Source organism: Pseudomonas moorei (assembly GCF_042846945.1).
In the GTDB taxonomy this organism is placed as follows: Bacteria; Pseudomonadota; Gammaproteobacteria; order Pseudomonadales; family Pseudomonadaceae; genus Aquipseudomonas; species Aquipseudomonas moorei.
In genome coordinates this window covers 1380955-1404030 of record NZ_AP035776.1, presented here as the reverse complement: position 1 = coordinate 1404030, position 23076 = coordinate 1380955, and the positions used below count along the sequence as shown (strand labels likewise).

14 protein-coding genes, 2 tRNA genes, 4 rRNA genes and 1 pseudogene are annotated in these 23076 nt (G+C 56.4%); 12 read left to right on the top strand and 9 right to left on the bottom strand.

Features of this window, described 5'->3' with window-relative positions; all coding sequences use genetic code 11:
* Positions 1-9: 9 nt before the first annotated feature.
* Together ACGJAX_RS06680 and ACGJAX_RS06675 are read left to right on the top strand one after the other, a co-directional pair.
* A pseudogene (locus ACGJAX_RS06680) lies at positions 10-3426 on the top strand (amino acid adenylation domain-containing protein).
* 29 nt (positions 3427-3455) lie between these two features.
* Positions 3456-3923 (top strand): SRPBCC family protein, encoded by a 468-nt coding sequence (locus tag ACGJAX_RS06675; RefSeq protein WP_390957993.1) that lies wholly within the window; start codon positions 3456-3458, stop codon positions 3921-3923.
* A 182-nt stretch (positions 3924-4105) separates the two neighbouring features.
* Here ACGJAX_RS06675 and rrf (ACGJAX_RS06670) read toward each other — a convergent pair.
* From rrf (ACGJAX_RS06670) to ACGJAX_RS06635, 8 genes are all read right to left on the bottom strand, one after another.
* Positions 4106-4221: ribosomal RNA gene (gene rrf, locus ACGJAX_RS06670) — 5S ribosomal RNA — on the bottom strand.
* Between the two features lie 110 nt (positions 4222-4331).
* Positions 4332-4447 (bottom strand): 5S ribosomal RNA (gene rrf / locus ACGJAX_RS06665).
* A gap of 137 nt (positions 4448-4584) precedes the next feature.
* Positions 4585-7475: ribosomal RNA gene (locus ACGJAX_RS06660) — 23S ribosomal RNA — on the bottom strand.
* A gap of 245 nt (positions 7476-7720) precedes the next feature.
* Positions 7721-7796 (bottom strand) — tRNA-Ala (locus tag ACGJAX_RS06655).
* Positions 7797-7826: 30 nt separating this feature from the next.
* Positions 7827-7903, bottom strand: a tRNA-Ile gene (locus ACGJAX_RS06650).
* Between the two features lie 80 nt (positions 7904-7983).
* Positions 7984-9520 (bottom strand): 16S ribosomal RNA (locus ACGJAX_RS06645).
* The 16S, 23S and 5S rRNA genes sit together here with 2 tRNA genes alongside, the layout of an rRNA operon.
* Before the next feature lie 586 nt (positions 9521-10106).
* On the bottom strand, positions 10107-11327 hold the full coding sequence (locus ACGJAX_RS06640) for a CoA transferase (protein WP_390957991.1): 1221 nt from the start codon (positions 11325-11327) through the stop codon (positions 10107-10109).
* A 13-nt stretch (positions 11328-11340) separates the two neighbouring features.
* Positions 11341-12522: an acyl-CoA dehydrogenase gene (locus tag ACGJAX_RS06635; protein ID WP_090327225.1), complete on the bottom strand. Its 1182-nt coding sequence runs from the start codon at positions 12520-12522 to the stop codon at positions 11341-11343.
* Positions 12523-12679: 157 nt separating this feature from the next.
* Between ACGJAX_RS06635 and ACGJAX_RS06630 the strand changes: the two genes are divergently transcribed.
* From ACGJAX_RS06630 to ACGJAX_RS06585, 10 genes are all read left to right on the top strand, one after another.
* Positions 12680-13579 (top strand): LysR family transcriptional regulator, encoded by a 900-nt coding sequence (locus tag ACGJAX_RS06630; RefSeq protein ID WP_090327222.1) that lies wholly within the window; start codon positions 12680-12682, stop codon positions 13577-13579.
* 435 nt (positions 13580-14014) lie between these two features.
* Positions 14015-15136 carry a Re/Si-specific NAD(P)(+) transhydrogenase subunit alpha gene (locus tag ACGJAX_RS06625; RefSeq protein ID WP_090327220.1) on the top strand — a complete coding sequence of 374 codons (1122 nt, stop codon included), beginning with the start codon at positions 14015-14017 and terminating at the stop codon, positions 15134-15136.
* An 11-nt stretch (positions 15137-15147) separates the two neighbouring features.
* Positions 15148-15504, top strand: coding sequence for an NAD(P) transhydrogenase subunit alpha (locus ACGJAX_RS06620; RefSeq protein WP_007992881.1), 357 nt, complete (start codon positions 15148-15150; stop codon positions 15502-15504).
* Entirely contained in the window at positions 15501-16934 is a 1434-nt protein-coding gene (locus tag ACGJAX_RS06615) for an NAD(P)(+) transhydrogenase (Re/Si-specific) subunit beta (protein ID WP_090320549.1), read from the top strand. Before ACGJAX_RS06620 ends, ACGJAX_RS06615 begins: the two co-directional genes overlap by 4 nt.
* A gap of 213 nt (positions 16935-17147) precedes the next feature.
* Complete coding sequence (locus ACGJAX_RS06610; RefSeq protein ID WP_247255143.1) at positions 17148-18641, top strand: acetyl-CoA hydrolase/transferase family protein; 1494 nt, start codon at positions 17148-17150, stop codon at positions 18639-18641.
* 319 nt (positions 18642-18960) lie between these two features.
* Complete coding sequence (locus ACGJAX_RS06605) at positions 18961-19176, top strand: DUF1127 domain-containing protein (protein ID WP_390957988.1); 216 nt, start codon at positions 18961-18963, stop codon at positions 19174-19176.
* Between the two features lie 333 nt (positions 19177-19509).
* Positions 19510-19830: a DUF2388 domain-containing protein gene (locus tag ACGJAX_RS06600; protein ID WP_090327213.1), complete on the top strand. Its 321-nt coding sequence runs from the start codon at positions 19510-19512 to the stop codon at positions 19828-19830.
* A 109-nt stretch (positions 19831-19939) separates the two neighbouring features.
* Positions 19940-20257, top strand: coding sequence for a DUF2388 domain-containing protein (locus ACGJAX_RS06595; protein WP_390957986.1), 318 nt, complete (start codon positions 19940-19942; stop codon positions 20255-20257).
* A gap of 28 nt (positions 20258-20285) precedes the next feature.
* Positions 20286-20606, top strand: a complete 321-nt coding sequence (locus tag ACGJAX_RS06590; protein ID WP_090327208.1) for a DUF2388 domain-containing protein — start codon at positions 20286-20288, stop codon at positions 20604-20606.
* Positions 20603-22564 (top strand): DUF4105 domain-containing protein, encoded by a 1962-nt coding sequence (locus ACGJAX_RS06585; protein WP_390957984.1) that lies wholly within the window; start codon positions 20603-20605, stop codon positions 22562-22564. The genes ACGJAX_RS06590 and ACGJAX_RS06585 overlap by 4 nt, the downstream gene beginning before the upstream one ends.
* A 73-nt stretch (positions 22565-22637) precedes the next feature.
* Here the strand turns inward: ACGJAX_RS06585 and ACGJAX_RS06580 are convergent, their stop codons facing one another.
* Entirely contained in the window at positions 22638-23072 is a 435-nt protein-coding gene (locus ACGJAX_RS06580; RefSeq protein ID WP_390957982.1) for an anti-virulence regulator CigR family protein, read from the bottom strand.
* Positions 23073-23076: the final 4 nt, after the last annotated feature.

Sequence of the window (23076 nt, the reverse complement as noted above, 5' to 3'; positions counted from 1 at the left end):
GAGCCCCTCATGAGACGTCTGGACATACTGCTCGTTGGACAAAGCCGGGCCTTGACCGACCTGGCGCAGGAACTCGAAAAACACGGCCATGCACTGTCCCGGGTGACAACAATTGATGAACCGGCACCCACGCCTGTGGATTTGTTGATTGACGATGCCACGCTACCGATTCGAGGCTTCGACGATGTGCCGCGACTGACGCTGCAACTGGGTGTTGGCCTGCCGGGCCCTTGCGGATTGCCATCGCTGGACTTGCTGTGCCTGTGCGGCTCGACGTTGATCAGTCGCGTGTCGATGGCCGATGAGCCCTCGGGCAATGGCCAGGCATTGCGTCTGCGGACCGTGGCGGAACTGGTGGACCATGTGGCGCTGCTGGTCAGCCGCTATTCCCGTGACGCCGACTATTGGCTGCTCACCGAGCCCGTCACTTCTGCGCACTTCGAAAGCGTGGAGAGCCTGATGTTTCTCGAGCGCCTGGCCTTTGTCCACCGGCTCAATGCCACCGCTGAGCCGCGCCTGCAATAACGGGCGCAGACACCGATGATTGAACGCCTGGAACAACGCTTCATTCAGTCGGCCGGTTGCCGTGCACTGACTGTTTCCGGCACCGCCCTCGATTACCGGCAATTGCATGACCTCAGCCGCGCCATTGCCCAACGTTTACAACCGCTGCTGGCCGGGCATCAGGGGCCTCCGGTGATCGGCATCTGCCTGCCCAGGTGCAGCGCGCTGTATGCGGGCATCCTGGCGATCCTGGGCCACGGTGCGGTGTACCTGCCGCTGGAGCCAAGCCATCCGCTGCAACGTCAGCAGTACATTCTGTCGGACGCTGGCGCGGTGTTGCTGCTGCATGACGGTCAGCATCCACTCGCGTCAGAAGTCGTAGGGCTCGACATTACCCGTATCGACTTAGATGAGGTGGATCTTGATCAACCGCTGATGCGCCAACGCCCCGCGCTCGATGCACCGTGCATGGCGCTCTATACCTCGGGCACCACCGGCCACCCCAAAGGGGTGCTACTCAGCCAGGCCAACCTCGCCCACTTCACCGCGTGGTACGCCGATTATGTCCAATTGACCGAGAACAGCCGTGTATTGCAGTTTTCGTCGTTGGGTTTCGATTCGTCGTTGATCGATATTTTCCCGACCTTGCTCCAAGGCGCCGAACTTATCGTGCCCAGTGATGACCAGCGTCGTGACCCGCTACAACTGGTTGAACTGATCCGGCACAACCGTCTGAGCCACGCATTTTTACCGCCAGCATTGCTGAGCGTTTTGCCGCTTGAACAACTGCAAGACCTCGGGCACGTGATGACCGGCGGCGATGTCTGCGAACCTTGGGTCATTCAGCAGCTGAGCCGCCAGGGCAGGCTCTACAACCTCTATGGCCCAACCGAAGCCACGGTACTGATAACCGCGAGGCGACTGCAGGCCGGCGATAACAATCGATCGCTCGGCGGGCCGATTGCCAATAGCCAGGTGTTGATTCTCGATGACGATTTGCAGCCAGTGCCCGAGCAGACCGTTGGCGAGCTGTACATTGTCGGGCCGGGTGTGTGCCTGGGTTACCTGAATAACCCGCAACAGACCGCCGAACGCTATTTGTCCCTGAACCTGCCCGACGGCCAGATCCTGCGTGCCTATCGCACTGGCGACATGGCGAAGTGGACCGCTGAGGGAGTCGAGCTGTGTGGGCGGCGTGATAATCAAGTGAAAATTCGCGGTTTCCGGGTCGAGCCGGAGGAGATTGAACGTTGCCTGCGCGACAGCCAGCTGTACCGCCAGGTGGCGGTGGTCATTGATAGCCATCGACGAATACTGGCTTTCCTTGCGCAACCTCAGGGATACCCCATCGGTATCGCTCGCGAAGCGTTAAAGGCCCATGCGGCGCAGTACCTGCCGGACTACATGCAGCCCTGCGCCTGGACTGAACTGCCGAGCCTGCCATACGCCAGTAACGGCAAAGTCGATCGCAAGGCGCTGCTGGAGATGCCGGTCAGCATCAGCGAAAACACCCCTCGCCGCTTGCCTGCCAACGTTGATGAAACGCGGCTTCTGGCGATCTGGTCTGAACTGCTGGAATTGCCGATCCACGATATTTCTACTGACGAAAGCTTCTTCAACCTGGGAGGACATTCGATCCTGCTGTCGCGAATGCTTCTGCGTCTACGCGAAGAATTCGGCCGCAGCATTTCGATCAACCGCTTCATCGAACTCCCCACCATCGAAAAACTCGCGACCCTGGTACGCGGCTCCGGCACGGAAGAAGCGCTGAGCGAACGAGCCATAACCGATGCCGAGCGCACGCTGGATGTGCAGCCTTTGCCCGCGAGCCGCATGGGTGATGTGCAAAGGGTGATCGTCACCGGCGCCAACAGTTTTGTGGGCGTGCACATTGTCGAAGCGCTGCTGGCCGCGGGTGCCAGTGAAATCGCATGCCTGATACGCGAAGGCGAAGGGCAATCGGCTGCGGAGCGCTTTGCCCGGGCGTTACGGGAAAACCGTCTGGAGCATCTGGATCTGAGTCGGGTTCAGGTCTACGCGGCCGACATTGCCCGGCCGGCACTGGGGCTGGCTACAGATGTGTACGAGCGATTGGATCGAGAGTTCGGCGCCTTGGTGAACAATGCTGCGAACGTCAATCACGTGCTCGATTATGAGTCGCTGGCGCGGGACAACGTCGAGCCGATTTTCGAGTGTCTGCGGCTTTGCGAAGGACGCAGCAAAAAGATCTTCAACTTCGTCTCGACGCTCTCGGCCTCCAGCACGATTTCCGCCGAAGGCCGGGTACTTGAGTTACCCGCCGCGCCGACTCCGCCGATCTACATCAAGAACGGCTACAACCTGTCCAAGTGGGTCGGCGAGCGGATCCTCGAACGTGCCCGGGAACGCGGCGTGCAGGTCAATCTCTATCGCCCTGGCAACATCAGTTTCAATAGCCTCTCGGGAGTGTGCCAACCGCACAAGAACCGTTTGATGCTGATGCTCAAAGGTTCGATCCAGCTTGGGCAGGTACCGGAGTTCACGTTGAATTTCGACCTGATGCCGGTGGATTTCCTTGCCCGCTTTATTGCCTTTCATGCCGGACGTTATGAGCCGGAAAGGTCGGTCTTCAACCTGCACAACCCCGAACCCCTGGATTGGGGCACCTACGTTGCGTCTTTTCGCGAAGCAGGTCGCGAGTTTTCCTTGGTCAGTGTCACCGACTGGCAGCAGCAACTGGGCCGAGTCGACAGCGACAACGCGCTGTTCGGGGTGGTGGGTTTCTACCTCAACGGCTTCGAGGAAGACATAGGCGACATCTCCATGATCGGTCATGACAACGCCAAAGCCGGCGTCCGGCAAATGGGCGCGCGCTACCCGGAAAAATCCCCGGCGCTACTGCGACGCGGTTGCGACTACCTCAAAGACATTAATTTCATCTGATTCATCCCAACCAAGAACGGAGCAAAACCATGAACACTCTGCAACCCGATACCTTGATCAAAAACCCGCAAGGCTGCCAGGTCGTGTCTTCGGTGGAAGTACTGGCCGATGCTGCGCAAGTCTGGGCCGTGGTCGGCAACTTTGCCGGCTTCGATCAATTCATTCCGGCGCTGTCGCACATCGAGATGACCGGCGAGGGCGTGTCGTCCCTGCGCAAGAAGTTTTTCAGGGACGGCAATCTGGTAGTCGAACAACTCAACTCCCGAGACGATCACGCCCTGAGCATGACTTGGACCACGATTTACAACACCTTGGGCGTGGCGAATTTGTGGGCGGCTATGACCGTGGAATCATTGGGAGTGGGCAAATCGCGGGCCACCTGGACGATCATGGCTGAACCTGCTCAGGGTGGCGCTGAGGCACTGCCCGGGTTCAAGGACTTCGTTCAGGGCTTTGCCGATGATGCGATGAATAATGTGCTGAAGCTGTTTGCTTAAAGCTTGGCTTGCTTTATTTGCCAGCCGGTAACTTCTGCTAAATTTTAGCGATGCTGAGCCAGGTTGCTGCTGCAAAGCCAGTCTCTGAACCAGAGGCTGGTTTTTTTGTGTTTCTGGTTTTTGGCTGGTCCAGAACGACAAAACCCCTGTCTGTGTTAACAAACAGGGGTTTCGGAATTTAATCTTGACGATGACCTACTCTCACATGGGGAAACCCCACACTACCATCGGCGATGCATCGTTTCACTTCTGAGTTCGGGATGGGATCAGGTGGTTCCAATGCTCTATGGTCGTCAAGAAATTCTGTATGTCGGTCCGTCTGTAGAGACGTTCCAACGAATTCTTGATACTTCTACTCTAAAGACAAAACCCCTACCTGCATACGCAGATAGGGGTTTCGGAATTTAATCTTGACGATGACCTACTCTCACATGGGGAAACCCCACACTACCATCGGCGATGCATCGTTTCACTTCTGAGTTCGGGATGGGATCAGGTGGTTCCAATGCTCTATGGTCGTCAAGAAATTCGGGTACCGAACCGTCTTTCGACGCTTCAGCAAATTGGGTATGCGATAGTTTGTGTGTTGTGCGAACTTTCGGTTCATTGCGTCTTCACACACCGCAATCTGGCTTTTAAGCGCAAATTGCTTGGGTGTTATATGGTCAAGCCTCACGGGCAATTAGTATTGGTTAGCTCAACGCCTCACAGCGCTTACACACCCAACCTATCAACGTCGTAGTCTTCGACGGCCCTTCAGGGGACTCAAGGTCCCAGTGAGATCTCATCTTGAGGCTAGTTTCCCGCTTAGATGCTTTCAGCGGTTATCTATTCCGAACATAGCTACCCGGCAATGCCACTGGCGTGACAACCGGAACACCAGAGGTTCGTCCACTCCGGTCCTCTCGTACTAGGAGCAGCCCCTCTCAAATCTCAAACGTCCACGGCAGATAGGGACCGAACTGTCTCACGACGTTCTAAACCCAGCTCGCGTACCACTTTAAATGGCGAACAGCCATACCCTTGGGACCGGCTTCAGCCCCAGGATGTGATGAGCCGACATCGAGGTGCCAAACACCGCCGTCGATATGAACTCTTGGGCGGTATCAGCCTGTTATCCCCGGAGTACCTTTTATCCGTTGAGCGATGGCCCTTCCATACAGAACCACCGGATCACTAAGACCTACTTTCGTACCTGCTCGACGTGTCTGTCTCGCAGTCAAGCGCGCTTTTGCCTTTATACTCTACGACCGATTTCCGACCGGTCTGAGCGCACCTTCGTACTCCTCCGTTACTCTTTAGGAGGAGACCGCCCCAGTCAAACTACCCACCATACACTGTCCTCGATCCGGATAACGGACCTGAGTTAGAACCTCAAAGTTGCCAGGGTGGTATTTCAAGGATGGCTCCACGCGAACTGGCGTCCACGCTTCAAAGCCTCCCACCTATCCTACACAAGCAAATTCAAAGTCCAGTGCAAAGCTATAGTAAAGGTTCACGGGGTCTTTCCGTCTAGCCGCGGATACACTGCATCTTCACAGCGATTTCAATTTCACTGAGTCTCGGGTGGAGACAGCGCCGCCATCGTTACGCCATTCGTGCAGGTCGGAACTTACCCGACAAGGAATTTCGCTACCTTAGGACCGTTATAGTTACGGCCGCCGTTTACCGGGGCTTCGATCAAGAGCTTCGCGTTAGCTAACCCCATCAATTAACCTTCCGGCACCGGGCAGGCGTCACACCCTATACGTCCACTTTCGTGTTTGCAGAGTGCTGTGTTTTTAATAAACAGTCGCAGCGGCCTGGTATCTTCGACCGGCGTGGGCTTACGCAGCAAGTGCTTCACCCTCACCGGCGCACCTTCTCCCGAAGTTACGGTGCCATTTTGCCTAGTTCCTTCACCCGAGTTCTCTCAAGCGCCTTGGTATTCTCTACCCAACCACCTGTGTCGGTTTGGGGTACGGTTCCTGGTTACCTGAAGCTTAGAAGCTTTTCTTGGAAGCATGGCATCAACCACTTCGTGTTCTAAAAGAACACTCGTCATCAGCTCTCGGCCTTGGAATCCCGGATTTACCTAAGATTCCAGCCTACCACCTTAAACTTGGACAACCAACGCCAAGCTGGCCTAGCCTTCTCCGTCCCTCCATCGCAATAACCAGAAGTACAGGAATATTAACCTGTTTTCCATCGACTACGCTTTTCAGCCTCGCCTTAGGGACCGACTAACCCTGCGTCGATTAACGTTGCGCAGGAAACCTTGGTCTTTCGGCGTGGGTGTTTTTCACACCCATTGTCGTTACTCATGTCAGCATTCGCACTTCTGATACCTCCAGCAAGCTTCTCAACTCACCTTCACAGGCTTACAGAACGCTCCTCTACCGCATCACCTAAGTGATACCCGTAGCTTCGGTGTATGGTTTGAGCCCCGTTACATCTTCCGCGCAGGCCGACTCGACTAGTGAGCTATTACGCTTTCTTTAAAGGGTGGCTGCTTCTAAGCCAACCTCCTAGCTGTCTAAGCCTTCCCACATCGTTTCCCACTTAACCATAACTTTGGGACCTTAGCTGACGGTCTGGGTTGTTTCCCTTTTCACGACGGACGTTAGCACCCGCCGTGTGTCTCCCATGCTCGGCACTTGTAGGTATTCGGAGTTTGCATCGGTTTGGTAAGTCGGGATGACCCCCTAGCCGAAACAGTGCTCTACCCCCTACAGTGATACATGAGGCGCTACCTAAATAGCTTTCGAGGAGAACCAGCTATCTCCGAGCTTGATTAGCCTTTCACTCCGATCCACAGGTCATCCGCTAACTTTTCAACGGTAGTCGGTTCGGTCCTCCAGTCAGTGTTACCTAACCTTCAACCTGCCCATGGATAGATCGCCCGGTTTCGGGTCTATTCCCAGCGACTAGACGCCCTATTAAGACTCGCTTTCGCTACGCCTCCCTATTCGGTTAAGCTCGCCACTGAAAATAAGTCGCTGACCCATTATACAAAAGGTACGCAGTCACAGAACAAAGTCTGCTCCCACTGCTTGTACGCATACGGTTTCAGGATCTATTTCACTCCCCTCTCCGGGGTTCTTTTCGCCTTTCCCTCACGGTACTAGTTCACTATCGGTCAGTCAGTAGTATTTAGCCTTGGAGGATGGTCCCCCCATATTCAGACAAAGTTTCTCGTGCTCCGTCCTACTCGATTTCATGACTAAGAGATTTTCGCGTACAGGGCTATCACCCACTATGGCCGCACTTTCCAGAGCGTTCCGCTAATCTCAAAGCCACTTAAGGGCTAGTCCCCGTTCGCTCGCCACTACTAAGGGAATCTCGGTTGATTTCTTTTCCTCAGGGTACTTAGATGTTTCAGTTCCCCTGGTTCGCCTCTTAAGCCTATGTATTCAGCTTAAGATAACCATCTTATGATGGCTGGGTTCCCCCATTCAGACATCTCCGGATCAAAGTCTGTTTGCCGACTCCCCGAAGCTTTTCGCAGGCTACCACGTCTTTCATCGCCTCTGACTGCCAAGGCATCCACCGTATGCGCTTCTTCACTTGACCATATAACCCCAAGCAATCTGGTTATACTGTGAAGACGACATTCGCCGAAAATTCGCATTGCTCAAAGAGCAACTCACAAATTTTACCTTAGCCTGATCCGTTACCAGTGAAAGTAACGTTCAGTCTATCTTTCTATCACATACCCAAATTTTTAAAGAACGATCTAGTCAAAGACTAGAAATCAACATTCACCATCGGCTCGATGGAATGCTCATTTCTAAGCTTTCAAACTTCAGAAGCAGTAGTGGTGGAGCCAAGCGGGATCGAACCGCTGACCTCCTGCGTGCAAGGCAGGCGCTCTCCCAGCTGAGCTATGGCCCCGTATTTCTACAGGCGTTTCCCACACAAAATTGGTGGGTCTGGGCAGATTCGAACTGCCGACCTCACCCTTATCAGGGGTGCGCTCTAACCAACTGAGCTACAGACCCAATTTCGGGCTGCTTCTATCGTCTTCTTCAATGAATCAAGCAATTCGTGTGGGAACTTATGGAGCAGCTGAGTCGTCGATTAAGGAGGTGATCCAGCCGCAGGTTCCCCTACGGCTACCTTGTTACGACTTCACCCCAGTCATGAATCACACCGTGGTAACCGTCCTCCCGAAGGTTAGACTAGCTACTTCTGGTGCAACCCACTCCCATGGTGTGACGGGCGGTGTGTACAAGGCCCGGGAACGTATTCACCGCGACATTCTGATTCGCGATTACTAGCGATTCCGACTTCACGCAGTCGAGTTGCAGACTGCGATCCGGACTACGATCGGTTTTATGGGATTAGCTCCACCTCGCGGCTTGGCAACCCTCTGTACCGACCATTGTAGCACGTGTGTAGCCCAGGCCGTAAGGGCCATGATGACTTGACGTCATCCCCACCTTCCTCCGGTTTGTCACCGGCAGTCTCCTTAGAGTGCCCACCATGACGTGCTGGTAACTAAGGACAAGGGTTGCGCTCGTTACGGGACTTAACCCAACATCTCACGACACGAGCTGACGACAGCCATGCAGCACCTGTCTCAATGTTCCCGAAGGCACCAATCCATCTCTGGAAAGTTCATTGGATGTCAAGGCCTGGTAAGGTTCTTCGCGTTGCTTCGAATTAAACCACATGCTCCACCGCTTGTGCGGGCCCCCGTCAATTCATTTGAGTTTTAACCTTGCGGCCGTACTCCCCAGGCGGTCAACTTAATGCGTTAGCTGCGCCACTAAGAGCTCAAGGCTCCCAACGGCTAGTTGACATCGTTTACGGCGTGGACTACCAGGGTATCTAATCCTGTTTGCTCCCCACGCTTTCGCACCTCAGTGTCAGTATCAGTCCAGGTGGTCGCCTTCGCCACTGGTGTTCCTTCCTATATCTACGCATTTCACCGCTACACAGGAAATTCCACCACCCTCTACCATACTCTAGCTTGTCAGTTTTGAATGCAGTTCCCAGGTTGAGCCCGGGGCTTTCACATCCAACTTAACAAACCACCTACGCGCGCTTTACGCCCAGTAATTCCGATTAACGCTTGCACCCTCTGTATTACCGCGGCTGCTGGCACAGAGTTAGCCGGTGCTTATTCTGTCGGTAACGTCAAAATTGCAGAGTATTAATCTACAACCCTTCCTCCCAACTTAAAGTGCTTTACAATCCGAAGACCTTCTTCACACACGCGGCATGGCTGGATCAGGCTTTCGCCCATTGTCCAATATTCCCCACTGCTGCCTCCCGTAGGAGTCTGGACCGTGTCTCAGTTCCAGTGTGACTGATCATCCTCTCAGACCAGTTACGGATCGTCGCCTTGGTGAGCCATTACCTCACCAACTAGCTAATCCGACCTAGGCTCATCTGATAGCGCAAGGCCCGAAGGTCCCCTGCTTTCTCCCGTAGGACGTATGCGGTATTAGCGTTCCTTTCGAAACGTTGTCCCCCACTACCAGGCAGATTCCTAGGCATTACTCACCCGTCCGCCGCTGAATCAGAGAGCAAGCTCTCTTCATCCGCTCGACTTGCATGTGTTAGGCCTGCCGCCAGCGTTCAATCTGAGCCATGATCAAACTCTTCAGTTCAAACATCTTTGGGTTTTGAGAAAACCCTAAACTTGGCTCAGCAATCGTTGGTTACATCTTTGATTTCTCGCGGAGTAACTTGTGATGCTGATAATCTGTTGACTAGCAGTCTGACTCCACAAGCACCCACACGAATTGCTTGATTCAGTTGTTAAAGAGCGGTTGGTTAAGAGCTTTGTCTCAACCGAGGCGCGCATTCTACAGCAGCCTCATTTGCTGTCAAGTGATTATTTTCAGAAGTTTTCAAGGAAAACTTAACAACTTCAACCACTTGCGCTTTCGATCTCTCGTCAGCGGGATGCGAATTCTACAGCGTTACTCGCTGCTGTCAACACCTCTTTTTCAACTTCCTTCGTACTTCGATGACCTGAAGCAACCTGCTGCCGAAAACTGCGTAACTCATTGTTTATCAAGGAGTTTTCCGTTTCGACTGCGCCGGAAGTGGGGCGAATTATAGGCCTCCAGAATCTGCCGTCAAGCACTGATTTGGTTTTTCTATCAATTACTTACGGAAGGCAGGAAAACAGCCCGTTCCTCCCCCCGTAACAAGGAGGAGTCAAACCAGCGCTCTTTATAGAAGGAAGCCCTAGAGCACTCCAGACTCTTTAAAGGCCGCCACTACACCAGCATCCAGCCCCAACACCCGCTGCAGTACCTCCGACGTATGCTCTCCCAGCAGCGGAGGCGCATAACGGTACTCCACGGGCGTCTCGGACAATCGAATAGGGCTCGCTACTTGCGGCACCATCCCGGCCAATACATGCGGCAACTCAATCGCCAACCCACGCGCCTTGACCTGAGGGTCCGCAAACATCTGCGCAAGATCATTGATAGGCCCACACGGAACCCCCGCCTGCTCCAGTTGTGCCACCCACTCAGCAGTGGTCTTGAACACCGTCGCTTGACGAATCAGTGGAATGAGCACTGCGCGGTTAGCCACCCGCAACTTATTGGTAGCAAATCGCGGATCATCTGCCCATTGCGGCTGACCAGCCACCTCGGCGAATTTGCGGAACTGCCCGTCATTACCTACGGTCAGGATGAAATCGCCATCCGCTGTAGGAAAATCCTGATAAGGCACGATGTTCGGATGAGCGTTACCCAAGCGCTTCGGCGCATTGCCTGTGGTCAGGTAGTTCATCGCCTGGTTAGCCAGGCAGGCCACCTGAACATCCAGTAGCGCCATATCAATATGCTGACCGCCGCCATCATGATCCCGGTGCGCAAGCGCCGCCAGGATCGCCACCGTCGAATAAAGCCCGGTCAGAATATCCGTCAGCGCCACGCCGACCTTTACCGGCCCTGCGCCTTCTTCCCCTTCCGGTCGACCCGTCAGACTCATTAGCCCGCCAAGCCCCTGGATCATGAAGTCATAACCCGCGCGCTTGGCATAAGGCCCGGTCTGACCGAACCCGGTGATCGAGCAATAAATCAGGTCTGGATTGATCGCCTTCAGCGACGCATAGTCCAGCCCATAAGCCGCCAGTCCACCGACCTTGAAGTTCTCGATCAGGATGTCCGATTTGGCCGCCAACTCACGCACCAGCTTCTGCCCCTCCGGACGCGTGAAGTCGATGGTGACTGACTGCTTGTTGCGATTGGCCGACAAATAATAGGCGGCCTCGCTGGTGTTCTCGCCATAGGCGTCCTTTAAGAACGGCGGCCCCCAGGCGCGCGTGTCATCGCCATTGCCCGGACGCTCGACCTTGATCACCTCAGCGCCAAGGTCCGCAAGAATCTGACCGGCCCATGGCCCGGCCAGCACCCGCGATAAATCCAGTACCCGTAGATGCGAAAGCGCGCCCATGGCCGTTCTCCTATTAATAGAACGCCTGGATGCCGGTTTGCGCACGACCAAGGATCAGCGCGTGGACGTCATGCGTACCTTCATAGGTATTCACCACCTCCAGGTTGACCAGGTGGCGCGCGACCCCGAACTCATCGGAGATACCGTTGCCGCCGAGCATATCGCGGGCCATGCGAGCGATGTCCAAAGATTTGCCACAGGAGTTGCGCTTCATCATCGAAGTGATTTCGACTGCCGCCGTTCCTTCATCTTTCATGCGACCCAGACGCAGGCAACCTTGCAGCGCCATGGTGATTTCGGTCTGCATGTCGGCCAGTTTCTTCTGGATCAATTGAGTGGCAGCCAATGGACGACCGAACTGCTGACGATCCAGGGTGTATTGGCGAGCGGTGTGCCAGCAGAATTCTGCCGCACCCAACGCGCCCCAGGAAATGCCGTAGCGAGCCGAGTTCAGGCAGGTGAAAGGACCTTTCAAGCCACGGACATCCGGGAAAATGTTCTCTTCCGGCACGAATACGTTATCCATGACGATTTCGCCGGTGATCGATGCACGCAGGCCGACCTTGCCATGAATCGCCGGGGCACTCAGACCTTTCCAGCCTTTCTCCAGAACGAAGCCGCGGATATCACCCGCATCGTCTTTGCCCCAGACGACAAACACGTCCGCGATCGGGCTGTTGGTGATCCACATCTTGTTACCGGTCAGGCTGTAGCCGCCTTCCACTTTGCGAGCACGAGTAATCATCGCACCTGGGTCAGAACCGTGGTTTGGCTCGGTCAGGCCGAAGCAGCCGATCCACTCACCCGAGGCCAGTTTCGGCAAGTATTTCTGCTTTTGTGCTTCTGTGCCGAATTCGTTGATCGGCACCATCACCAGCGAAGACTGCACACTCATCATCGAACGGTAACCGGAGTCAACACGCTCAACTTCACGGGCAATCAGACCGTAGCTGACATAGTTCAGACCACTGCCGCCGTATTGTTCAGGGATGGTTGCACCCAACAAACCCACTTCGCCCATTTCGCGGAAGATCGCCGGGTCGGTCTTTTCATGACGGAAAGCTTCGAGAACGCGCGGTGCGAGGCTCTGCTGAGCGAACTGCGCAGCGGTGTCGCGAATCATGCGCTCTTCTTCGGTGAGCTGTTGATCCAGCAGCAGGGGATCGATCCAGTTGAAGCTAGCTTTACCGGCCATGAGTGTGTCCTCTCGAAACAGGTCAAATAACGTGGACTGATGCTAGGCCGGCTTCGGCCTCCCGGCAAACGAGGATTTTGCATACTGTTGTGCTAATTTCTCACTCCGAAACGTCGCGAAATGCCAATAATGCGATGTATTAGTGAGGTTGACGTACATGCGCAGAAAGATACCCAGCACCACCGCCCTGATCAGCTTTGAAGCAGCAGCGCGCCACGAGAGCTTTACCAAGGCAGCACAGGAGCTTTCGCTGACACAGGGCGCGATTTGCCGTCAGATCGCCAGCCTCGAGGACTTCCTCGGCGTAGAACTGTTCCGACGTTCGCGACGCGGGGTCAAACTGACCGAGGCCGGACTTTCCTATAGCCGCCGGGTCGCCACTCAACTGGATGCCGTGGAACGCGATACCTTATCCGTGATGGGCCAGCAGGGTGCCAACGTGATCGAGTTGGCCGTAGTTCCGACCTTCGGCACCCAATGGCTGCTGCCCCGACTCAAGGACTTCCAGCAAAAACACCCGGAAGTGACGGTCAACCTGACCAACCGCACACGCCCGTTTCTCTTTGCCGACACCGACTTCGACGCCGCGATCTATTTCGGTGACGCGGACTGGTCAGGTACAGAATCCCACCGCCTGATGGGCGAACATCCGCTGCCGGTGTGCAGCCCCGGCCTACTGGGAAAAAAGACCGTTCTGACCGCCGCTGAAATCGCCGAATTACCCCTGCTGCAGCAAACCACCCGCCCTTATGCCTGGCGACAGTGGTTCGACTCCCAACACCTGAATGTCCCGCGCGACATGACAGGACCTCGGTACGAGCTATTCTCCATGCTGGCTCAAGCAGCCATGCATGACATGGGGATCGCCTTGATACCACCGTTTCTGATTCAGCGTGAGTTGGCCGAAAAACGCCTGGTCATCGCCAACGCCCAGGCACTCTCCAGCATCAAGGCCTATTACCTGATGATTCCTGAGCGAAAGGTCGAATCGGCGTCATTAAGGGCTTTTCGGGATTGGCTGGTGAATCAGGCACATAGCTACAGCTTAGAGAAATAAAGGCCCACAGCCATTAGCTGACCCCGTAGTCAGCAAAATAAAAACCCTACAGATATAAGTATTTGTCGCATTTTTGCAGACTGTAGCCAAAAGTAGTACAGACGTCCTACAAGCGCCTGAAGACGTGGCTTTGAGGTGTTATTTGAAAGCGATGCCGCATCATTCATATGGCCGATGCAAAAATTGTTGAAAAGCCACCAAAATCCCTGAAAGGCACGGGCTACAAGGGATTAACCCGGTTAGTTGCGACATTCGGTCACGGGGTGACTTGTAGTTAATTTTCCGTCACCCGTCATAATCCCTTGAAGGGCACAAAGTTCGCCTGCAAAATGCCGCGCCCCGCCCTGATTTAGCGGGATCGTGCTGATCGGCCGCCCCAGCCGCACCATCCGTAGTGCATGGGTTTACTCAATAAGATCACGCAGGAGATTTGACGTGCACATTGGTGTTCCTCTCGAAACCCAGACGGGTGAAACACGGGTTGCTGCAACCCCGGAAACCATCAAGAAACTGATCGGCCAGGGTCATAAGGTCACTGTGCAAAGCGGCGCCGGCATTAATGCCAGTGTTGTCGACAGTGCTTATGCAGCGGCAGGCGCAACCATTGGCAGCGCCAACGATGCCTTTGGTGCAGAGCTGATTCTTAAAGTGGTCGCCCCCAGCGACAGCGAGCTGGCGCTGATCAAGCGCGGCACCGTTGTGGTGGGCATGCTCAACCCGTTCAGCAATGAAACCATCGCCAAGATGGCTGAATGCGGCATCACCGCGTTCGCGCTAGAGGCTGCACCACGTACCTCCCGTGCTCAAAGCCTGGATGTGCTGTCCTCGCAAGCCAACATCGCCGGTTACAAAGCCGTGTTGCTGGCCGCTCATTACTATCCGCGCTTCATGCCGATGCTGATGACCGCTGCTGGTACCGTGAAAGCCGCTCGCGTGCTGATCCTCGGTGCCGGTGTGGCCGGTTTGCAGGCCATTGCCACGGCCAAGCGCCTGGGTGCAGTGATCGAAGCGTCCGATGTGCGTCCTGCGGTTAAAGAGCAGATCGAATCCCTCGGCGCCAAGTTCGTCGACGTGCCCTACGAGACCGATGAAGAGCGTGAATGCGCCGTCGGTGTCGGCGGTTACGCGCGCCCCATGCCCGCCAGCTGGATGCAACGCCAGGCCGTGGCCGTGCACGAACGCGCCAAGCAGGCAGACATCGTCATTACCACCGCGCTGATTCCGGGCCGCAAGGCGCCGACGCTGTTGAGCGCGGAAACCGTGGCGCAGATGAAGCCAGGCTCGGTGGTCATTGACCTCGCGGCCGCCCAGGGCGGCAACTGCCCGCTGACCGTGGCCGACCAGGTGGTCGTCGCAAACGGCGTGACCATCGTCGGCCCGACCAACCTGGCCGGCGCGGTCGCGGCGGACGCTTCGGCGCTGTACGCCCGCAACCTGCTGGACTTCCTGAAACTGGTGTTCACTAAGGAAGGCCAGTTCGACATCAACCTTGAAGACGATATCGTCGCCGCGTGCCTGATGTGCCGCGATGGCCAGATCGTGCGCAAGAACGGCTGAGGATAAAAACAATGGAAGACATGCTGATCTCTCACGGTATCTACAACCTGATCATCTTCGTGCTGGCCATCTACGTCGGCTACCACGTGGTCTGGAACGTGACACCTGCGCTGCACACCCCGCTGATGGCCGTGACCAACGCGATCTCCGCCATCGTCATTGTCGGCGCCATGCTCGCCGCCGCCCTCACCGTCACCCCACTGGGCAAGACCATGGGCACCCTGGCCGTGGCGCTGGCGGCGGTCAACGTGTTTGGTGGCTTCCTGGTCACCCGGCGCATGCTGGAAATGTTCAAGAAGAAAGCGGCTCCAGCAAAGGCTCCGGCAGCCAAGGCCGAAGCAGTCAAGGCCGAGGTGCAACAAGCATGAGCATGAACCTGGTTACCTCCCTGTATTTGATCGCCTCGGTCTGCTTCATCCAGGCGCTCAAGGGGCTCTCGCACCCAACCACGTCGCGTCGCGGCAACCTGTTCGGCATGCTCGGCATGGGCCTGGCGGTCCTCACCACGGTCGGCCTGATCTACAAGCTCGGTGCCGAACTGGCCCATGACGGTATCGTCTACGTGATCGTCGGCCTGCTGATCGGCGGTACCGCCGGTTCGATCATGGCCAAACGCGTTGAAATGACCAAAATGCCGGAACTGGTCGCCTTCATGCACAGCATGATCGGCCTGGCCGCGGTGTTCATCGCCATCGCGGCTGTCGTCGAGCCGCAGTCCCTGGGCATCGTCCAGCATCTGGGCGATGAAATCCCGACCGGTAATCGCCTGGAACTGTTCCTCGGCGCGGCTATCGGTGCAATCACCTTCTCCGGTTCGGTGATCGCTTTCGGCAAACTGTCGGGCAAGTACAAGTTCCGTCTGTTCCAGGGCGCGCCGGTACAGTTCAGCGGTCAGCACAAACTGAACCTGCTGCTGGGCCTGGCCACACTGGCGCTGGGCGTGACCTTCATGCTGACCGGCAACCTCAGCGCCTTCGCCTTGATGCTGGCCCTGGCGTTCGTCATGGGCGTGTTGATCATCATCCCGATCGGCGGCGCCGACATGCCGGTAGTGGTGTCGATGCTCAACAGCTACTCCGGCTGGGCCGCAGCGGGTATCGGCTTCTCGCTGAACAACTCGATGCTGATCATCGCCGGCTCGCTGGTGGGCTCCTCCGGTGCGATCCTCTCGTACATCATGTGCAAGGCGATGAATCGCTCCTTCTTTAATGTGCTGCTCGGTGGTTTCGGCAATACAGCCGACGCCGGTCCCGCAGGCGCCAAGGAAGCCCGTCCGGTGAAATCCGGTTCGGCTGACGACGCGACCTTCCTGCTGACCAACGCCGACACCGTGATCATCGTTCCGGGCTACGGCCTGGCGGTGGCCCGTGCTCAGCATGCGCTGAAGGAACTGACCGAGAAGCTGACCCATCGCGGCGTGACCGTGAAATATGCGATCCACCCGGTGGCCGGTCGTATGCCGGGCCACATGAACGTGTTGCTGGCCGAGGCCGAAGTGCCTTACGACCAGGTGTTCGAGATGGAAGACATCAACTCCGAGTTCGGCCAGGCCGACGTGGTGCTGGTGTTGGGCGCCAACGACGTGGTCAACCCAGCGGCGAAGAACGATCCGAAATCGCCGATTGCCGGCATGCCGATTCTCGAAGCGTTCAAGGCCAAGACCATCATCGTCAACAAACGCTCGATGGCCAGCGGCTATGCCGGCCTGGACAACGAACTGTTCTACCTGGACAAAACCATGATGGTGTTCGGCGACGCTAAAAAGGTCATCGAAGACATGGTCAAGGCTGTCGAGTAAACCTCCCCGGCAACGCAAACGCCCCGACTCGTCGGGGCGTTTTTGTTTGCGCAAATCGTCGAAAAAATCGAAGCTTTGTTACCGATCCGGTAACGGTGTTTTGTCTTAAAGCCCCGAAATAGACAGCTCTTCTGCGACCTTGGTAGCGGGACGCAGGCCTTCGAAATTCACTAGACTGCACATCCTGCTACCCGTTGCCCGAGATAACAATCCATGTACCGTGACCGTATTCGCCTGCCTTCGTTGTTGGATAAAGTGATGAGCGCTTCCGAGGCTGCCGCTCTGATTCAGGACGGCATGACCGTCGGCATGAGCGGCTTCACCCGCGCCGGCGAAGCCAAGGCTGTACCCCATGCACTGGCCGAACGAGCCAAGGTCACGCCGCTGAAGATCAGCCTGATGACCGGTGCCAGCCTGGGCAACGATCTGGACAAACAGCTGACCGAAGCCGGCGTATTGTCGCGGCGCATGCCGTTTCAGGTGGACAGCACGCTGCGCAAGGCGATTAACGCCGGTGAGGTTATGTTCATCGACCAGCACCTTTCGGAAACCGTCGAACAACTGCGCAACCAGCAGCTGAAACTGCCGGACATCGCCGTGATCGAGGCGGTGGCGATCACTGAACAAGGGCATATCGTGCCAACCACCTCGGTGGGCAACTCGGCCAGCTTCGCGATTTTCGCCAAACACGTGATCGTCGAGATCAATATGGCGCACAACCCGAACCTCGAAGGCCTGCACGACATTTATATCCCGACGTATCGTCCGACCCGCACGCCGATTCCGCTGGTCAAGGTCGATGACCGAATTGGCAGCACCGCCATCCCGATCCCGCCGGAAAAGATCGTCGCGATCGTGATCACCAATCAGTCCGACTCGCCATCCACCGTGCTGCCGCCGGACGCCGACACCCAAGCCATCGCCGACCACCTGATCGGCTTCTTCAAGCAGGAAGTCGATGCCGGGCGCATGACCAACAAGCTTGGCCCGCTGCAGGCAGGTATCGGCACCATCGCCAACTCGGTGATGTGTGGCCTGATCGATTCGCCCTTCGAAGACCTTACGATGTACTCCGAAGTGCTGCAGGACTCGACGTTCGATCTGATCGATGCCGGCAAATTGAGCTTCGCCTCAGGCAGCTCGATCACCCTGTCGAGCCGTCGCAACGCCGATGTATTCGGCAACCTTGAACGCTACAAGGACAAGCTGGTACTGCGTCCGCAGGAGATCTCCAACCACCCTGAAGTGGTGCGTCGCCTCGGCATCATCGGAATCAACACCGCGCTCGAGTTCGACATTTATGGCAACGTCAACTCAACCCATGTCTGCGGCACACGAATGATGAATGGCATTGGCGGCTCGGGCGACTTCGCGCGCAACGCGCACCTGGCCATCTTCGTAACCAAGTCGATTGCCAAGGGCGGCGCCATTTCCAGCGTGGTGCCTATGGTCAGCCACGTTGACCATACCGAGCATGATGTCGACATTCTCGTCACCGAAGTCGGCCTGGCAGATCTGCGCGGCCTGGCGCCTCGGGAACGCGCTCGCGTGATCATCGATAATTGTGTGCATCCGGACTATCGCCAGGCACTCAACGACTACTTCTGCGCCGCTTGCGCCCTCGGCGGTCATACGCCACACATCCTGCGTGATGCACTGAGCTGGCACATGAACCTGGAAGAAACCGGGAAAATGCTCGCGGTGTAATTGGTACAGATTGCAGCTGACGGAAACACAATTTCGTCAGCTAGCTATGCTCCAGCAATATCCTTTCAAAAACTGTACTGCTGTACCGGTCATTTCCTACGGCATTTGCCTACACCCCTAGGAGAAATCGGAAAAAACGCACCCAATTAGTGCAGACAAGTACAGTTGCCTCAATTTCGACCAGTACACCCCCTATAAACAGTTAACTGAGCCCTCACAATACAGGTGAACTGTATCTACAGAGACTAGGCAAACAAGAGGATCATGGGCACCAGTTAAACCACTACCTAATCCCGCCACAAGCGGAAGGATGACCACCATGGAACGTACACTCAGTTCCGATCTGTTCTTCGACAACACTACTGAAAAAACCCAGGCTTCCCTGCCTCTGCGCGTTATCGCCAACCTGATGCTGTGGCAGCGCCGCATCTCCAGCCGCCATCAACTGGCTCGTCTGGATTCGCGTCTGCTGGCTGATGCCGGTATTAGCGAAGCACAACGCTACGAAGAGCTGAGCAAGCCGTTCTGGCGCTAAGTTAGCGTCGCTGGCTCTGACCTTAAGGTCCACCGCCAGCAACCCGAATTGAACAAACAGAACCCGTCGTGGGAAACCGCGACGGGTTTTGTCGTTTCAGGCCATTCAACGGGTCAAAAAGTAGATAAAGTTGCAGACAAGTACAGTTTCCTATAAATAAAATATAACCAGTACAGTATGCCTGGTAACACCTCCCACCCGAACAGACGGCACTGTTCGAATGTCTATACACGGGCCTAATATCAAAACCAGCAGGTGACAAACGAGTGTCTTGCAATTGAATGTCCAGACACCGCGCCACCTTTTAATGCATTTATCCAAAGGAGTTTCACCATGTCCCGTCTCCGTCTGCTCAGCGCCGCAGCCCTGTTTGCCGTGGCTGCCAATGCCCATGCCTCCAGCTTCATCGCAACCACCGATGCTGTCGTCAACGCGCTCAAGGCCACGTCCGATGCGACCACCGATGTCGTTTCGTCGTCGTTCAAGGATCACAAGATCATCCTCGCTGCCCGTGACGACGCGGCGAGCTTTGTTGCCACTGACGGCGCGATCCGCGGCGTAAAACTGGAAAGTGCACTCGACTACATCCGCCATCAGGCGCCACAACTGAACGCAACCGACGCTCAACTGGCGCAAGCGATTCTGACCATCTAAAGCGACTGGCCTTGGAGCGGGACACGCCAGTCGTGTCCCAATGTTGCGACGCTGGCTCTAGACCGGGGCTTGCGCTAGCCTTGGGACTCACTTGCAACTGTCGAGTCTCATGCGCTTTCATTCACATCTGTTGATCTCTACGGTATTTTTCGCGGCCATCCACTGTGGTTCGGCCCACGCTTTCGATGCCTTCAACCTCTCTACACAAGGCGCTGTCGCCAGTGGTTACGCCACAAGCATGGTGACCTCGGCGCCCTTCGACCATAAACTGCTGCTCGCCGCCCAGGATGACGCTGCGGCATTCATCGCCAGTGACGGCCAATTGAGAGGCGCACAGCTGGAATCGGCCCTGAATTATCTGCGCCGAACCCAGCCAAAACTTCATGCCAGCGACCTTGAACTGGCACAGGCAATTCTCGTCCAATAGCTATCCCAAGTTTCTCCGGAGTCGTTCCATGCGTAACCCGCTGATTGCCGCCACCCTTGGCCTGTTGCTGCTCGCCGACGTGGCCCAGGCCCATACCCTGGTTGCCACCAGTAACATGCTGATTCGTGCCACCCAGCGCACACTTGATTTCACATCCGATACCACCACCTCCATCCGTGATTCGAAAATCGTCCGCGAAGCCCAGGACGACGCCGCCAGTTTCGTTGCCAGCAACGGCGACATTCGTGGAGCACATCTGGAAGCAGCCTTGGATATGTTGCGCACCCGCGTACCGGAAGCCCGCGACGCCAGTGACCAGGTTCTCGCCGAAGCCATTCTCGCGCTGTGAGGCTTCCAGCTGCCTGGCTGTGGGCCGGGGCACTATTACTGTTCGGCAACGCCGCCTATGCCGGCCTTGAACTACACCTCAAGACCGACGGCCTGAGTCCCGCCGAACAGCAAGCCAGCCAAGCCTTGCTCGATGAAGCCATGCAGGCGCTGCCGCCGCGCTTCATCGAGCAACTCGACCGGCGTATCGACGTCAGCTGGACCGACGACATGCCCGCCAACGCCTACGGCGAGGCGTCATTGGTGTCGGAACTCGCCTTGAATCGCAACCTGTTGGCAGGCCTCACTGACGGCAGTGCCGCAACCAAGAAAACCTATCGCCCCCATGGCACCGTACGCCGGGAGATGCTGGCGACGGTACTGCACGAACTGACCCACATCTATGATCGTTCACGCCTGTGGTCAACGACGGAACGCAAACTGATTCAGCGCTGCTCCCGATTCCAAAGCAGCTCGGGGCTGATTGGTATCCCGGACGAATGTCGTGGCCAGTCCGATCGCCGCTTTACCCTCAGTGACGACCCACGCCTGCTCGACCTCGCCGGATGGCAGCAATACGTTGGCCGTCGCGGTGAACGCGAGCAGCACAACCGCCAGATCGCCCGCAGTCCGGATATTTACGAGACAACCAGCCCCAAGGAGTTCGTCGCGGTCAACATGGAGTACTTTCTCCTTGACCCGAGCTATGCCTGTCGCCGCCCATCGCTGTACCGCTACTACAAAGAGCACTTCAACTGGGCGCCCGCCGCCAAGGATACTTGCAGCAAAACTTTTGCGTTCCTGAATGCCGGTAACGACTTCGCCAAAACACCCCTGGGGCAGGTAGATCCGGAGCGGGTTTACGCCGTCGACTATCTCCTGGCGGAGGCCAACCAGAACTGGGTCAGCCGCTGGGGTCACAGCATGTTGCGGCTGGTGATCTGTGCACCGGGCCGGCCGCGCGGGCCGGATTGTCGACTGGACCTGGATCAGCACCTTGTGCTGTCCTACCGCGCCTTCGTCGGCGACGTCCAACTGTCGAGTTGGGATGGCTTGGTGGGCAAATACCCGTCACGTCTGTTTGTCCTGCCGTTGGCTCAAGTGATCGACGAATACACCAAGACCGAATTGCGCAGCCTGGCCTCGGTGCCGCTGAACCTGTCGCGCCGCGAGATTGAAGATGTGGTGGAACGTGCCGCCGAGATGCACTGGAGCTACGACGGTAACTACTTCTTCCTTTCAAATAACTGTGCTGTGGAGGAGTTGAAGTTACTGCGTGGCGGCACAAACAATCCCAAGTTGGTTGCTCTGGACAACATCATGCCAAACGGTCTGCTGGAAGTGCTCAAAGGGCGCGGACTGGCGGATACCAGCGTGTTGGACGACCCTCGGGAAGCACTGCGTTTGGGCTATCGCTTCGACTCCTTCCGCGATCGTTATCAAGCCATGTTTGACGTGTTGAAAAAACACTTGCCGATCAAACAGGAAAAAGTAGAAGACTGGCTCGACTTGAAAGCCGAAGAGCGCCGCAAATGGTTCGAACAGGCTGATTTGCGTACGAGCGCAGCGTTGCTCCTGTTGGAACAAGCCAGCTTTCGCCGCCAGTTGTTGTTGGCCCAGGACGAGGTCAAACAGCGTTACCTGGGTGCTCGAGAATTGAAAAACGGTGGAATGGACAAGGCGAACGAAACACTGAGGCAGATTCTCGATAACAGCGGCTTTCTCAGCCGTCCGGCAGAACTGCTCGGCAGTGGCGGATACGGCTTGCCACAACCCAGTGAGTCGCAACATCTGGAATCGGAAAGCAGCCAGCGACAGAAACAACTGCTGGCACTGTCCGGCGATCTGGATAAGGAAGTCAGAGCACTGCTTGAACCGAGTCGCGCAGCCGAAATGGCGGCCAATGAAGCCAACGTGAAACAGATTGGTGAGCACTTGCGCAAGTTGCACAAGGCAGCGGGTGGCCTGGAGTTACCTTAATTCCATAACCTGTGGGAATGAGCCCGCTCGCTCCCACAGGTTCAGGATATTCGACCTTCAACCTGCTGGCTTTTCAGTACAGAACCCCCTGCAAAACCTCATAGACAATTCCCGTTCCCACAGCGATCAGCACAACATCCGCGCCAGCACGCCGCCATTCGTAACCGGGGTAATACGGCAAGTGGCTCAGCGCCCGGTTATCCAGGCGCTCGCCGTAATAACCTCGGGGCAGCGGCCGTCCACGCACCACAATGACACCCGGTGGCGGCGGTGCGCCTCGCACGAAGTAGCCGTGATTGTCGTAAATGGTCTGGCGCACCGGTCCGAAGTCCCGCGGCGGAGGGCCACCCCAATGGTTGTCATGGTCGCGATGATCATCGCCATGATAGTCACCACGGTTATCGTAATGACCGTGATCATCGTGTTGATCTGCACTGGCCGGCAACAATGGGGTAGCACTGAGCATCAGAACGCCCAGGCTGGCAATCAGACGCTTCGACATGTTCATCGGT